Raw genomic sequence first — 12426 nt, forward strand, 5'->3', positions numbered from 1 at the left:
CGCCTCCGCCGAAGCCTGTGAATGGCAACAGCTCGGTGAACCGACACTGGCTTGGCACATGGACCAAGTTTTTGTCGGTTCACCGAGCTGATAGCAGCCGCAGGCGAAGCTACCTCAGACGATGACGACCATGGGGACGATCATCGGCTTGCGGCGCAGCTTCGAGGACACCCAGCGGCCGACGGTGCGGCGCACGACCTGCTGCAGCTGGTACTGGTCGGTCGTGCCGTCGCGCAGAGCATCCTCGACGGCTTTCTGGACCTTCGGGACGATCGAGTCGAAGACATCATCGGATTCGGCCACACCGCGGGCGTGGATCTCGGGTCCGGCGATGAGCGACTTCGTCTGCGAGTTCACGGCCATGAAGATCGTCACGAAGCCCTCACCGGACAGGACGAGTCGGTCCTTGAGGTCCGCCTCGGTGATCTCACCGACCGACGAACCGTCGACGAAGACGTAGTTGCAGTCGACGGCTCCGACGACCTCGGCGTGGCCGTCCTTGAGGTCGACGACCCAGCCGTCGTCGGCGAGGACGATGTTGTTCGGGTCGACCCCGGTCGCCTCGGCATGGCGGGCGTTGGCCAGCAGGTGGCGCCATTCGCCGTGGACGGGCATGACGCCGCGGGGCTTGACGATGTTGTAGCAGTAGAGCAGCTCGCCGCCGGAGGCGTGGCCGGACACGTGGATCTTCGCATCGGCTTTCGAGATCACGCGGGCACCGAGCTTCATGAGGCCGTTGATGACCTTGAACACGGAGTTCTCATTGCCGGGGATGAGCGAGGAGGCGAGGATGACGGTGTCGCCGTCGCCCACGTCGACGCGGTGGCTGCGGTTGGCCATGCGGGACAGGGCGGCCATCGGCTCGCCCTGGGACCCGGTGCACATGAGGACGATCTGGTCCTCCGGGTAGTCGTCGACCTTCTTGATGTCGATGAGGGTTCCGGCCGGCACGTTGAGGTAGCCGAGGTCTTCGGCGATCTTCATGTTGCGGACCATGGAGCGGCCGACGAGGGCGACCTTGCGGCCGTGGGCGGTCGCGGCGTTGAGCACCTGCTGCACGCGGTGGACGTGGGAGGAGAAGGAAGCGACGATGATGCGGCGCTCGGCGGTGCCGAAGAGGTTCTCGAGCACGGGCCCGATGTCCTTCTCCAGCGCGGTGAAGCCGGGGACCTCGGCGTTCGTCGAGTCCGTCATGAACAGGTCGACGCCTTCTTCACCGAGGCGGGCGAAGGCGCGCAGGTCGGTGATGCGGCCGTCGAGCGGCAGCTGGTCCATCTTGAAGTCGCCGGTATGGAGGATGTTGCCGGCGCCGGTGCGGATGAACACGGCCAGTGCGTCGGGGATCGAGTGGTTGACGGCGACGAACTCGAGGTCGAAGGGGCCGAGCTGGTCGAGATCGTCTTCGGCCACCACGCGGGTGATCGGCTTGATCCGGTGTTCCTTGAGCTTGGCTTCGATGAGGGCGATCGTCAGCTTCGAGCCGAGGATCGGGATGTCGCCCTTGCGTCGCAGCAGGTAGGGCACGGCGCCGATGTGGTCCTCGTGTCCGTGAGTGAGGACGAGGCCGACGATGTCGTCGAGGCGGTCGTCGAGGTAGGAGAAATCGGGGAGGATGAGGTCGACGCCGGGCTGGTCCTCTTCGGGGAAGAGCACGCCGCAGTCGACGATGAGGAGTTTGCCGTGGTATTCGAACACGGTCATGTTGCGTCCGACCTCGCCGAGTCCGCCGAGTGCGACGATGCGGACGGCTTCTTTGTCCATCCTCGGCGGGCGGGACAGTTCTTGGGTCAATGCATTATTCACTGAGGTAACCACTCCTGGTCAATTGGGCGGTGACGAACGCCAGCTGGTCCTCATCTGCTGGGAGCAGCGGCATCCGCACATCGCGGTTGTCGAGTATTCCTTGGGCCTGCAAGGCGGCCTTTGCCGAGATCACGCCCGGCATGTGGTTCATGAGCGCATCCACGACGTCCGCGGTCTCGCGGGAGAGGATGCGTGCGGTATTGAGATCGTTGTTCGCCACTGCGGCCACCATGGTCGCGAAGCGGTCGGAGCACACGTGCCCGGCCACGGACACGAGTCCGAGCGCACCGAGGGACAGCAGCGGCAGGTTGAGCGCGTCCTCACCGGAGTAGTAGACCAGCGAGGAGTTGTTCATCACGAACGAGGAGGCGAAGAGGTCGCCCTTGGCGTCCTTGACCGCGAGGATGTTCGGATGGTCCGAGAGCCGCAGCAGCGTGTCCGTGATGATCGGGGCGCCGGCGCGTCCGGGGATGTCGTAGAGCATCACCGGCAGGTCGGTGGAGTCCGCGGCCGCGCGCATATGCGCCTCGATCGCGGGCTGCGTCGGCTTCGAGTAGTAGGGGGTGACGATGAGGATGCCGTCGGCTCCCGCATCGGCCGAACGCCTGGAGAGTTCGATGGTGTGGGCGGTGACGTTGTTGCCGGTGCCGGCGATGATCTTCGCCCGCTTGCCGATGACTCCGCGCACGACGCGCAGCAGTTCGACCTTCTCATCGTCGGTCGTCGTCGGTGATTCGCCGGTGGTGCCGGAGACGACGAGCATGTCGTTGCCGAGCTCGACGAGGTGGTTCGCCACCTTCTCCACGGCCGCATAGTCGATGCTTCCGTCGCGCTTGAATGGGGTCACCATTGCCGTGCCGACAGTACCGAATGCGTCAATGGCAGTCGCTGCTGCCTGGTCACCGAGAATCGCCATGGTCCCAGGATACCGCCCACGTCGTCTCACGAGTGCAGTGGACCTCCCGCGTTGCGGGTGTCATTCGCCTCGACTGCGGCGCATATGCGGCCGTCCTGAGAGACAGATCACAGCGGATTCGCTTCGATCGTCTACTCTGTAGCCCTGCCCGCCACCGAAACAAAGGAGTTTTCGATGACCCGCACCCGCATCCGCGATTTCCATGATGACGATCTCGACGGAATCATCTGTCTGTTCGAGGCAGCCGCAGCCGAATCTGCGGATCCCGGTTCCGGCCTCCCCGAGGCGGCCGCCTCCTCCGCGGCAACGCTCACCGAGGTTGCCCTCCCAGGGGCGGCCGCCTCACCCGCGCCGCTGCTCTATCCGCTCTCCGAGGTGCTCGCCGCCTGCCAGCGCAATCAGGCTGTCATCGCCGTCCGCGATGAGGAGATCGTCGGCGCCGCCGTGGGTCGTGCCGCCCACGGACAGGGGATTCTCGTGTTCTTCCATGTCCTCGAATCCGTCCGCACCGATCCGGAGCAGGGCACCCGCGCCGAGGCGGGGCTGCTCGATGCGCTCGAACGCCGTCTCATGCCGCTGGGCTTGGGCAAGCTGTCGATGCTCGTGCCCGCTGGAACGTCGGCCTGCGACGGCCTGGTGGCCAATGGCTTCGAAGCCCGGTCCGGGCTGAAGTACGTCGAGCGGCACCTGCCCGTCCAACGTCGGGAACTCGACCGCCTCAAGACGGTGGGCGGACGGATCCTGCCCCGTCACCTGTGGGACGGGGTGAGCGGGATGCAGGAGGAGAAGGACATGCTCGAGGACCGCCTCGTCGTGCCCTTGGCCGAACCGGATCTGGCGGATCATTTCGGGGTCGTCCCGCCTCGGGCGGTGATGCTCTTCGGTCCACCGGGGACAGGGAAGACGACGTTTGCGAAGGCGGTTGCCTCCCGTCTGGACTGGCCGTTCGTCGAGGTCTTCCCCTCGCGGCTGTCCGGTGAGCCCGGTGGTGTGGCGGCAGGGCTGAGGTCGACGTTCGAGCAGATCAACGAGCTCGAGCATGCTGTGGTCTTCATCGATGAGGTCGAGGAGATCGCGTCGAAGCGCGGAGGTGAGCCGCCCTCGCCGACGCAGGGAGTGACGAACGAGCTGCTCAAGCAGGTCGCGGAGTTCCGGGACCGGGAAGGCAGGCTGCTCATCTGTGCGACGAATTTCGTCCGCGCCCTCGATGCGGCGTTCCTGCGGCATGGGCGCTTCGACTATGTCATTCCCATCGGTCTGCCTGATGCCACGGCCAGGGAGGCGATCTGGTCGCGCTACATTCCCGAGCACACGGTCTCCGGGGTCGATCTCGCGGTGCTCGTGAATGCCAGCGACGGGCTGACCCCGGCCGATATCGAGTATGCGGCCAGACGCGCTTCGCAGGAGGCGTTGGCGTCATCGCTGCGTCAGCAGCAGGTCGACATCGCTTCGCGCACGGAGGTGCTCTCCACTGACGACTACCTCGAGGCGCTGCGGGCGACGCGCGCGACGGTGTCCGAAGAGACGGCCCGGGAATTCGAAGAGGACGTGGAGACGATCGCGCGGCTGTGAAACCTCACTCGACCATCGGTGCGCAGAGGCAGACCCGATTGCCGTCGGGATCCTCGAGCACCCAGTACGACGGTGCCGCCGCATCGCTGACCAGGCGCCCGCCGGCGGCGAGAGCGGAGGCGATGCGATTCTGCGCTTCGTCGTGTCCGACCCAGACGTCGAGGTGCCAGCGTTGCGGGGTCTCGGGTTCGGGCAGTGGGAAGCGGCTGTTCGTCCGCGGCTCTTGCCACCACAGCCCTGTGTTCACCTGCCCGGTCGGGTCGATGAGGCCGCCGTTTGAGTGGGTCGCGTCGGATTCTGCGTCGAGGACGGCTGCATAGAACCCTGCGATCCGAGCGCTCGAGGCGGTGTCGAGAGCGAATTCCGCCTGCTGCAGGCTCGCGGGTGCGGCCTGCAGTCCCGCCTCTGCGGCGAGTTCGCTGATGGTGCGCGCGAGGTCGACGTCAGCTGCGGTGACCCCTCGCTCGTCAGCGCTGCTCACGGTGACGATGACATTCGAGGCGGTCAGGGTGATCTCGGGTGCGAGCCCCGCCGATTCTGCGGCCGCTCCGACGGCTCCCGCGAATTCGTGTGCCTGCGCGAAGTTCGCGGTGAGGAAGCGTGCGCGAATGGGTCCGGCCAGCTGGCGCCAATCGTCGAGTCCGGCACGTGCAATCCGCGCGGAGCTGAGCACGTCTTCATTCATTTCGGTGTTCGTCCTCTCAGCCATCGAGCAGGCGGTCGGCGGTTTCGCTGAGGATCCGCGTCATCGTCTCCGGCTGCGGTCCGTGGCCAGCGACCGTGGCGAGGTCGAAGCCGTCGATGATGGCGATGAACGTGTCGACCACTTCGGCGGCGGTGAGGTCGAAGAGTGAGAATTCGTACCTTTCCAGCCCATAGTCGACGATCGTGCGAAACAGCTTCCGCCATCCGGCGAATACGGCATCGACGCAGTTCTGCAGGCCGTCATCTGTCCGGGCGGCGGTGACGAGTTCGATCCAGATCCGAGATCGCTGTTCGTGCATGCCCACCCCGTGGACCGCGGCGAACGCGTTGTCCAGACGAGAGCGAGCCGACGATCGCCGCAGGTCAGCCCCGGGTTTCGCCATCTCCTCGAGGTGCAGCAGCACCGTCGCGGTGTGGAAGGAGAACGACTGGGCGAGCAGTTCGTCCCGCGACTCGAAGTAGTACTGGACAGTGCCGATCGACATCCCGACCGCTTTCGCCACATCCCCGAGCCGGACGGCGGCAGGACCTTTCGCGACGATGGCATCCAGGGTCGCTTGAATGATCGCGAACTTCTTCGCCTCGGCCTGCTCGGGCGGCTGAGCCGGACGCGGGCTCATGCGCGGACCTCCCGTTCTCCCACGGCCTGCTCCCCTGTCGGCTGACCGCCGCCCCGTTCCCCCGTGGCCACCGCGGTGGCCGCGGTGAGGCCTTCGAACACGGCTTCCTCGACGGTGCGCGGAGCCAGCGCGTCCCCGATCACCGTCACCGAGGCGGTCCCGAAGACGAGGTCGGGAGTGACCGATCGCGGGGCCGCGGAGACGATCGTCGCGGCGACTCCCTCGACCTCGTGGACGACTTCGCACAGTGTGGACTGCAGGTACCCGGTGTCCGAATCGACGCCGACGAGGCGGGCGTCATTGATGAAATTGATACGTCCCATGCGCAGCGCCTGCGAGACGAGCAGAGTCCGTGTGTACTGCTGGATGGCGGCACCGGCGAAGTTCGCGGCCGTCGCCAGGCTCACCTGGCGGCCGGCTTCGGCCAGGCGCAGGGCGATGCCGAGTCCGATCCAGTCGCCCTTCCAGTCCGTGACGAGGACACGCCCGGCCGGCAGGTCCAGGCTCTCCCGCAGATAGTCGCGGGCTCCGAGAACGAGCGCATCATCGGCGATCTCCAGTCCCGGCATGCGCTGGATCGCACCGGTGGCGACGATGACATGGTCGGGGTCGATGGCGTCGACGAGGTCTTGGGTGGCCGGTGCGGACCTGCGGATATCGACTCCTGCTCGGGTCGCCTCGGCGATCAGATTCGTCGCGGCTCCCCCGAATTCGGTCTGGTACGGCAGTTCCTGAGCCAGCAGCACAGCCCCGCCGAGGTGGGGCTCCTTCTCACACAGCACGACGTCATCGCCCTGTTCGGCGGCGACTGCGGCGGCTTTGAGTCCGGCCGGTCCCCCGCCGATGACGAGGACTTTTCGTCGGGCGCGCACCCGTGGCCGGGGCAGGAAGGTGAGCTCTCGCCCGGATTCGGGGTACTGGATGCACGAGATCGGCACGCCCTGTTGGAAGTGGCCGATGCAGGCTTGGTTGCAGCCGATGCAGGCGCGGATCTCGTCAACCTTGTCGGCGTGGGATTTGTTCGCGATCTCGGGGTCGCAGATCATGGCGCGGGTCATGATCGCCATATCGGTGCGGCCCTCGGCGATGGCGGCCTCGGCCTCATGGGGCTGGTTGATGCGTCCGGCGACCATGACGGTCTTGTCGGTGATCTTCTTAACCTGTTCGGACAGGTTCGTCGCGTAGCCGGGGTCGATCTGCATAGACGGCACGATGTGGACTGCGCCCTGAAGGGTCGAGGAGTCTCCGGCGGTGATGGAGAAATAGTCGAGGCAGTCGACACCACTCGCCTCGAGGGAGTCGAGGTGTTCGATGAGATCGAGGATCTCGGTGGCGACGAGACCGTCCTCGGTCTTCTCCTCACCGGAGATCCGCACGCCCACCACGATGTCAGGGCCGATGGCTGTGCGGACGGTTTGGGCCACCTCGGCGAGGAACCGGCGACGGTTTTCGGGGCTGCCGCCGTACTCGTCGGTGCGGGTGTTGACGGTGGAGTTGAAGAACTGGATGGGCAGGTAGCCGTGGCTGGCGACGATCTCGACGCCGTCGATGCCGGAATCGGTGATCCGCTTCGCCGCATGCCCGTAGCCGGCGATGATGTCCTTGATCTCGGCAGTGGTCAGCGTTTCCGGGACGACCTTGAAGCGTTCTTGCGGTTCGTCGCTCGGGGCCTTGGCCCGCGGTGCCATGCCGTGCTCGCCGTCCATGACTTCGCGGCCCGGGTGGAAGAGCTGCGCAAAGATCGTCGCCCCGTGACGGTGGACCGCCTCGGCGACGGCCTCATACCCGGGAACGGAGGAGTCGTCGGTGGCCATGAGGACGTGGCTGGTGTAGCGGGCGGATTCGTGGACGCCGGAGACCTGGAGGACGATGAGTCCGGCACCACCGGCAGCGCGGGCTTCGTGGTAGGCGACGAGGTCGTCGCCGATGTGGCCGTGATCGTCGAGGACCGTGTCATGACCGGAGGAGACGATGCGGTTGCGAATCAGCGTGGAGCCTAAGGTGATGGGTTCGAAGAGGTGCGGGAACAGCTGAGACATGATCGTCCTTGATCACTCGGGGTACTGCTGACTCCGTTATTCATATCACCGTATGACTAACTGGGGCAAGGGGCGGACTCAGAGCTGGTCGCCGGAGACTGCGAACGTGTCGCAGCTGTTCAAACCTTCGTTGTAGCCGGAGGTGAACCATTTCTGGCGCTGCTTGCTCGATCCGTGGGTGAAGGATTCGGGGTTGGAGAACCCGGACTGCTCCTGGATGTGATCGTCGCCGACGACGAAGGCCGCGTTGAGGGCGTCATCGAGCTGTTCCTGGGTGGGCTCTTCGAGGTACGGGGTGCCGTTGTCATCGGTGAGGGTCGTGACGTCGCCCAGCCATGCGCCGGCATAGCAGTCGGCTTGGAGTTCGGTGCGCACGCTGTTGCTGTCCGCCCCGGTGCCGTCGTTGGGGTGTTCGCGCATGACTCCGGTGATGTTCTGGATGTGATGGCCCCACTCATGACCGACGATGTAGAGCTGTGCGAGTTCCTCGGCCGAGGCACCGAACTGCTGGCGCATGAGGTCGAAGAAGCTCGGATCGATGTAGACGCCCTGGTCGGACGGGCAGTAGAAGGGACCGACCTGGTTCGAGGCGGTGCCGCACGCCGTCGAGGTCTGCCCGTCGACGATCGTCATCTCCGGCGGCTGGTAGCCGTCGACCTTCTGCGCCCAGTAGTCGTCGAGTACGACCTGCGCACCGGCCATGCGGCAGTCCATGTTCTCGTTCGCGTCCTGACCGGTATCGCACTGGGACATGCTCGTCCCGCTCGACTGGTTCTGGCTGCCGCCGCCGTCCGGGGTGATGCCGCCCATCAGCCCGGTGACGTCGACTCCGAGCAGAGGTCCGATGAGGAAGACGAGCAGACCGATGATGCCCACGCCGCCACCGCCGACGATCGCGGTGTTGCGGCCGCGTTTGCTCGTCCTGTTGCCGCTGATGTCGGCGTTCGGGTTGAAGGTCACGGCATAAAGATACCCCGGCGGCGTACCCGTTCGGGCGGGCGGAAGTGAAGTCGTGTGAGAATCGTTCTATGAGCTCTCACCCGGCGGACTCCCACCGAGCGTACGACGCGAACTCCACGGCCACCTCGGCGACGGTGTTCGACCGATTCAGCCCTGCCGGGCGGCTCATCGGACTCGATGTCGCCCGTGTGATCGCCCTGCTGGCGATGATGGTCACGCATATCTTCGCACTCGCCGACGATGCGGGGATGCCGACGTGGGCGGCGGTCTTCGCGGGTCGCGCCTCGGCGCTGTTCGCGGTCCTCGCCGGCTGTTCGCTGGTGCTGTCCACTCACTCCCGGCTGGCGGCGTACGGACGGCTGCGCGATGCGGCGCCGAGCGTGCTCATCCGGGCGGCGGCGATCGTGTTCATCGGTCTGTGCCTCGGATCGGTCTCCAGCCTCTTGGCGGTCATCCTCGTCAACTACGGGATCATGTTCGCCCTCGCCCTGTTCTTCCTGCGGCTGCGGGCGCCTGCGCTCTTCGTCATCGCCGGGCTGTGGATGCTGGTCTCCCCCGTGGTGTCGATGTGGGCGCGGTCGACGTTCCTCCTCGAGCCGAACTACCTGCCGATGGGCTTCTTCGACTTCGCGACCCCTGCCACGATGCTCACGGACCTCTTCCTCACCGGCTATTACCCGGTGCTGCAGTGGATGTCCTATATTCTGCTGGGCATGGCCGTGGTGAAGGTCGACATCGGCAAGCATCTGCTCGGCCTGTTCACCTTCGGGCTCGGACTCTTCGTCGTCGGTCGCGGCGGCTCATGGCTGCTGCTCAACGTCTTCGGTGGGGATGCCGCGCTCGTGCAGGATTCGCAGATGTGGGGCATCGATCTCACCGCGGCCCTGTTCACCGGCAGCTATGGGGTGAGCCCGGCGACCTCGTGGTGGTGGTTGGCGATCGCGGGACCGCATTCGGGGACGCCGTTCGATCTGCTCTCCACCGGAGGAACCGCGGTGATGGCGATTGCCGCATGCCAGGCCGTGGCCACGCTGCTGGGTCGTCGTTCGTGGCTGCTCGCGCCGCTGTCGGCACCGGGATCGATGCCGCTGAGCGTCTACGCCGCGCACGTCGTGCTGCTCGAGATCACCCGGCCGGCCCTGGTCGGGGATCCGAGGGACGGTGCTGGAACCGTGGCCGAACAGTCCACCGAATTTCTCGTACACGCGCTCATCTTCGTACTCGTGCCGCTGCTGTGGAAACTGTTCGTCAGCCCGCGCGGGCCCTTGGAAGGTGGGATCGCGGCCATCATCCGTTCGACGTCGCGCTCACCTTCGTCCACGCGCTCACCCTCGCCGAGGCGGGGCGACGATTCCGTGTGAGTTCGGCCCGTCTCAACGTGAGTTCGGCCGGACTCCGCGTGAACGCGTTCAGGCGCCCTGCGTCTGACCTTCGCGGAAGAGGCTGATCGATTTGCGCATCGTGGCGCGGGCGCGTTTGCGGTCTCCGCTGGCATCGTAGGCGCATGAGAGGCGGAACCAGGACCGCCAGTCCTCGGGCGCGGCCTCGGCTTCGGCCTCGTACTTCACAAATTCCTTGTCAGCGGCTTCACGGATGATCTTCCCGCCGGGGGTCCTGGGCAGATCGTCGACGGGCAGTCCGCCTTCTTCGCCGAGGATGCGTGCGAGCTTCTCCGTCCGAGCCCCGAAGCTGAGTTCGACGATGAGCGTCCATGCGCCGATGATCGGCAGCACGAACAGGGCGATGCCCATGATCTTGGGGATCAGGTCGGGTTCGCGGACGAGGATCCATGCCCGCTGCCCCATGAGGACGAAGTAGAAGATGAGGACGACGGAGACGATGATCGCCCCGATCTTAGCCTTCGACATCAGAGGTCGAGCATGTTCTCGAGGCCGTGGATGAGCCCCGTGCAGTCGGCGATCGAGCGCACCGCGGTGACGATTCCCGGCATGAACGCCGAGGTGGAGTGCGAGTCGGTGCGGATGGTCAGGGCTTCGCCGTCGGAGCCGAAGTGGATCTCCTCGTGGGCGTTCATGCCCTGTTGGCGGATCGCGTGGACGTGGATGCCGTCGATGACGGCGCCGCGGGCACCGAGCGGATCGGATTCCGTCGAGTCGGGAACGGCGGGCAGTCCGGCTGAGTTGCGGGCTGCGGCGATGCGCAGGGCCGTGTGGTTCGCGGTGCCGGACGGGGCGTCGAGTTTGCGGGTGTGGTGGGTCTCGACGACCTCGGCGGAGTCGAAGTAGGGGGCTGCGAGTTCGGCGAAGCGCATCGCCAGGACTGCGCCGATCGAGAAGTTCGGGGCGATGAGGACCGCGGTCTTCGGGTAGTCCTTGAGAGTGGCTTCGAGGCGAGCCAGGCGGTCGTTGTCCCAGCCGGTGGTGCCGACGACGGTGTCGATGTCGTTCTCGACGAGGAAGGTGACGTTGTCTTCGGTGGACTTCGGCACGGTGAGTTCGACGGCGACGTCGATGTTCTTCTCCAGCAGGGTCTCGAGGGAATCACTGCTGCCGAGTGCCGCGACGAGTTCGAGTCCCTCGGCGTCGTTGATCGCTTCGACGGCGTGGGACCCCATCCGGCCCTTGGCTCCGATGACGGCTACGCGAATGCTCATATGTCTGTGACTCCTAGTGTGCTGATCCCTGCGAGGTGTGATGATCTCAGCTCTCCGCAGGCCAGTCTAGCGACCCCCAGCAGGTCTCTTCACATCCAGTCACCCACCGAACACCCCATTTGCTACCTCACGGCGCCCCAACACCCTGGCGCCACCACGCTGGGGCGCCGTCAGGTAGCTCGGAGCGGGAGACGCGGTCCGCCTGACTCATCAACGATGGCGAAGGCGCAGACCTTGCCCTCCGCCTCGGCGACGGTGATGGTTTCGATCCACGACCGTGCACCGTCTGTGCTGCGGTCGCGCCCCAAAACACCTGACGGCGCCCCAGCAACCTGGCGAGACGTTGCTGGGGCGCCGTCGGGTAGCAATAAGGAGGGGTCAGCCGAGGAGGAGGCCCTTCGTCTGAGCGACTGCGCGGTCGAAGCGTGCGCCGGCGTCTGCCCAGTTGACGATGTTCCACCAAGCCTTGACGTAGTCGGGCTTGACGTTCTGGTAGTCGAGGTAGAAGGCGTGCTCCCACATGTCGAGCTGCAGAACCGGGGTGCCGCCGAGCTGGATGTCGGACTGCTGGTCCTTGAGCTGCTCGATGAAGAGGTTTCCGCCGAGCTGGTCGTAGACGAGGACGGCCCAGCCGGAGCCCTGGATCGTGGTGGCTGCGGTGGTGAAGTGCTCGCGGAACTTGTCGAAGGAACCGAACTGGTCATCGATGGCAGCGGCGAGTTCACCGACCGGCTTGTCTCCACCGTCCGGGGACATGTTGTTCCAGAAGATCGAGTGGTTGACGTGTCCGCCGAGGTTGAACGCGAGGTCGCGGGTCAGCTTCGGCACATTGGCGAGGTTGCCGGACTCGCGGGCTTCGGCCAGCTGCTCAACGGCGGTGTTGGCGCCCTTGACGTAGGTGGCGTGGTGCTTGTCGTGGTGCAGCTCCATGATGCGAGCCGAGATATGCGGCTCAAGAGCGGAGTAGTCGTAGGGCAGTTCCGGAAGTGTGTACTGCTCAGCCATGAGATTCCTCCTGATCAGATTTGATGACCACCACATCGGTGGCTTCATTTCGACCCTATCCCAGGGTCTCATCTCGAACAACAAGGGGTCCGCAAGTCCTATTCCCTTTTGTCCGAACCTTTCCGGTCATCCCATCAGACCGCCCCGCGCTCGTTCGCCGAACCTCCCGAGCTCGTCCACCGAAAAGACCGA

Annotated in this window: 11 protein-coding genes; 2 read left to right on the forward strand and 9 right to left on the reverse strand. The window is 65.6% G+C overall.

Going from position 1 to position 12426, the window contains the following annotated elements:
- Positions 1-114 precede the first annotated feature (114 nt).
- Together L1F31_RS11885 and dapA are read right to left on the reverse strand one after the other, a co-directional pair.
- A complete protein-coding gene (locus L1F31_RS11885; RefSeq protein ID WP_265420433.1) occupies positions 115-1761 on the reverse strand; it encodes a ribonuclease J in 1647 nt (548 codons plus the stop codon).
- Positions 1762-1795: 34 nt separating this feature from the next.
- A complete protein-coding gene (gene dapA / locus L1F31_RS11890) occupies positions 1796-2719 on the reverse strand; it encodes a 4-hydroxy-tetrahydrodipicolinate synthase (protein ID WP_265417495.1) in 924 nt (307 codons plus the stop codon).
- A 174-nt stretch (positions 2720-2893) separates the two neighbouring features.
- Between dapA and L1F31_RS11895 the strand changes: the two genes are divergently transcribed.
- Positions 2894-4291: an ATP-binding protein gene (locus L1F31_RS11895; RefSeq protein ID WP_265417496.1), complete on the forward strand. Its 1398-nt coding sequence runs from the start codon at positions 2894-2896 to the stop codon at positions 4289-4291.
- A gap of 4 nt (positions 4292-4295) precedes the next feature.
- Here the strand turns inward: L1F31_RS11895 and L1F31_RS11900 are convergent, their stop codons facing one another.
- From L1F31_RS11900 to ypfJ, 4 genes are all read right to left on the reverse strand, one after another.
- Complete coding sequence (locus tag L1F31_RS11900; protein ID WP_265417497.1) at positions 4296-4976, reverse strand: VOC family protein; 681 nt, start codon at positions 4974-4976, stop codon at positions 4296-4298.
- A 16-nt stretch (positions 4977-4992) separates the two neighbouring features.
- Positions 4993-5616 carry a TetR/AcrR family transcriptional regulator gene (locus tag L1F31_RS11905; protein ID WP_265417498.1) on the reverse strand — a complete coding sequence of 208 codons (624 nt, stop codon included), beginning with the start codon at positions 5614-5616 and terminating at the stop codon, positions 4993-4995.
- Entirely contained in the window at positions 5613-7655 is a 2043-nt protein-coding gene (locus L1F31_RS11910) for an oxidoreductase (RefSeq protein ID WP_265417499.1), read from the reverse strand. Before L1F31_RS11910 ends, L1F31_RS11905 begins: the two co-directional genes overlap by 4 nt.
- Before the next feature lie 78 nt (positions 7656-7733).
- Complete coding sequence (gene ypfJ / locus L1F31_RS11915) at positions 7734-8615, reverse strand: KPN_02809 family neutral zinc metallopeptidase (protein ID WP_265417500.1); 882 nt, start codon at positions 8613-8615, stop codon at positions 7734-7736.
- Positions 8616-8683: 68 nt separating this feature from the next.
- Between ypfJ and L1F31_RS11920 the strand changes: the two genes are divergently transcribed.
- Complete coding sequence (locus tag L1F31_RS11920; RefSeq protein ID WP_265417501.1) at positions 8684-9976, forward strand: heparan-alpha-glucosaminide N-acetyltransferase domain-containing protein; 1293 nt, start codon at positions 8684-8686, stop codon at positions 9974-9976.
- Between the two features lie 48 nt (positions 9977-10024).
- Here L1F31_RS11920 and L1F31_RS11925 read toward each other — a convergent pair whose 3' ends face one another.
- From L1F31_RS11925 to L1F31_RS11935, 3 genes are all read right to left on the reverse strand, one after another.
- Positions 10025-10483 carry a tetratricopeptide repeat protein gene (locus L1F31_RS11925; protein WP_265417502.1) on the reverse strand — a complete coding sequence of 153 codons (459 nt, stop codon included), beginning with the start codon at positions 10481-10483 and terminating at the stop codon, positions 10025-10027.
- A complete protein-coding gene (gene dapB / locus L1F31_RS11930; protein ID WP_265417503.1) occupies positions 10483-11229 on the reverse strand; it encodes a 4-hydroxy-tetrahydrodipicolinate reductase in 747 nt (248 codons plus the stop codon). The genes L1F31_RS11925 and dapB overlap by 1 nt, the downstream gene beginning before the upstream one ends.
- Positions 11230-11607: 378 nt before the next feature.
- Entirely contained in the window at positions 11608-12234 is a 627-nt protein-coding gene (locus tag L1F31_RS11935) for a superoxide dismutase (protein ID WP_135539373.1), read from the reverse strand.
- Between the last annotated feature and the right edge of the window lie 192 nt (positions 12235-12426).

Source organism: Brevibacterium spongiae, from assembly GCF_026168515.1.
GTDB lineage: Bacteria > Actinomycetota > Actinomycetes > Actinomycetales > Brevibacteriaceae > Brevibacterium > Brevibacterium spongiae.

Bases quoted from the DNA above. Each gene is read 5' to 3' on its own strand.
- L1F31_RS11895 (WP_265417496.1), top strand. From the start codon at position 2,894: ATGACCCGCACCCGCATCCGCGATTTCCATGATGACGATCTCGACGGA.
- dapB (WP_265417503.1), bottom strand. From the start codon at position 11,229: ATGAGCATTCGCGTAGCCGTCATCGGAGCCAAGGGCCGGATGGGGTCC.
- L1F31_RS11885 (WP_265420433.1), bottom strand. From the start codon at position 1,761: ATGGACAAAGAAGCCGTCCGCATCGTCGCACTCGGCGGACTCGGCGAG.
- L1F31_RS11905 (WP_265417498.1), bottom strand. From the start codon at position 5,616: ATGAGCCCGCGTCCGGCTCAGCCGCCCGAGCAGGCCGAGGCGAAGAAG.
- L1F31_RS11910 (WP_265417499.1), bottom strand. From the start codon at position 7,655: ATGTCTCAGCTGTTCCCGCACCTCTTCGAACCCATCACCTTAGGCTCC.
- L1F31_RS11925 (WP_265417502.1), bottom strand. From the start codon at position 10,483: ATGTCGAAGGCTAAGATCGGGGCGATCATCGTCTCCGTCGTCCTCATC.
- L1F31_RS11920 (WP_265417501.1), top strand. From the start codon at position 8,684: ATGAGCTCTCACCCGGCGGACTCCCACCGAGCGTACGACGCGAACTCC.
- L1F31_RS11900 (WP_265417497.1), bottom strand. From the start codon at position 4,976: ATGAATGAAGACGTGCTCAGCTCCGCGCGGATTGCACGTGCCGGACTC.
- L1F31_RS11935 (WP_135539373.1), bottom strand. From the start codon at position 12,234: ATGGCTGAGCAGTACACACTTCCGGAACTGCCCTACGACTACTCCGCT.
- dapA (WP_265417495.1), bottom strand. From the start codon at position 2,719: ATGGCGATTCTCGGTGACCAGGCAGCAGCGACTGCCATTGACGCATTC.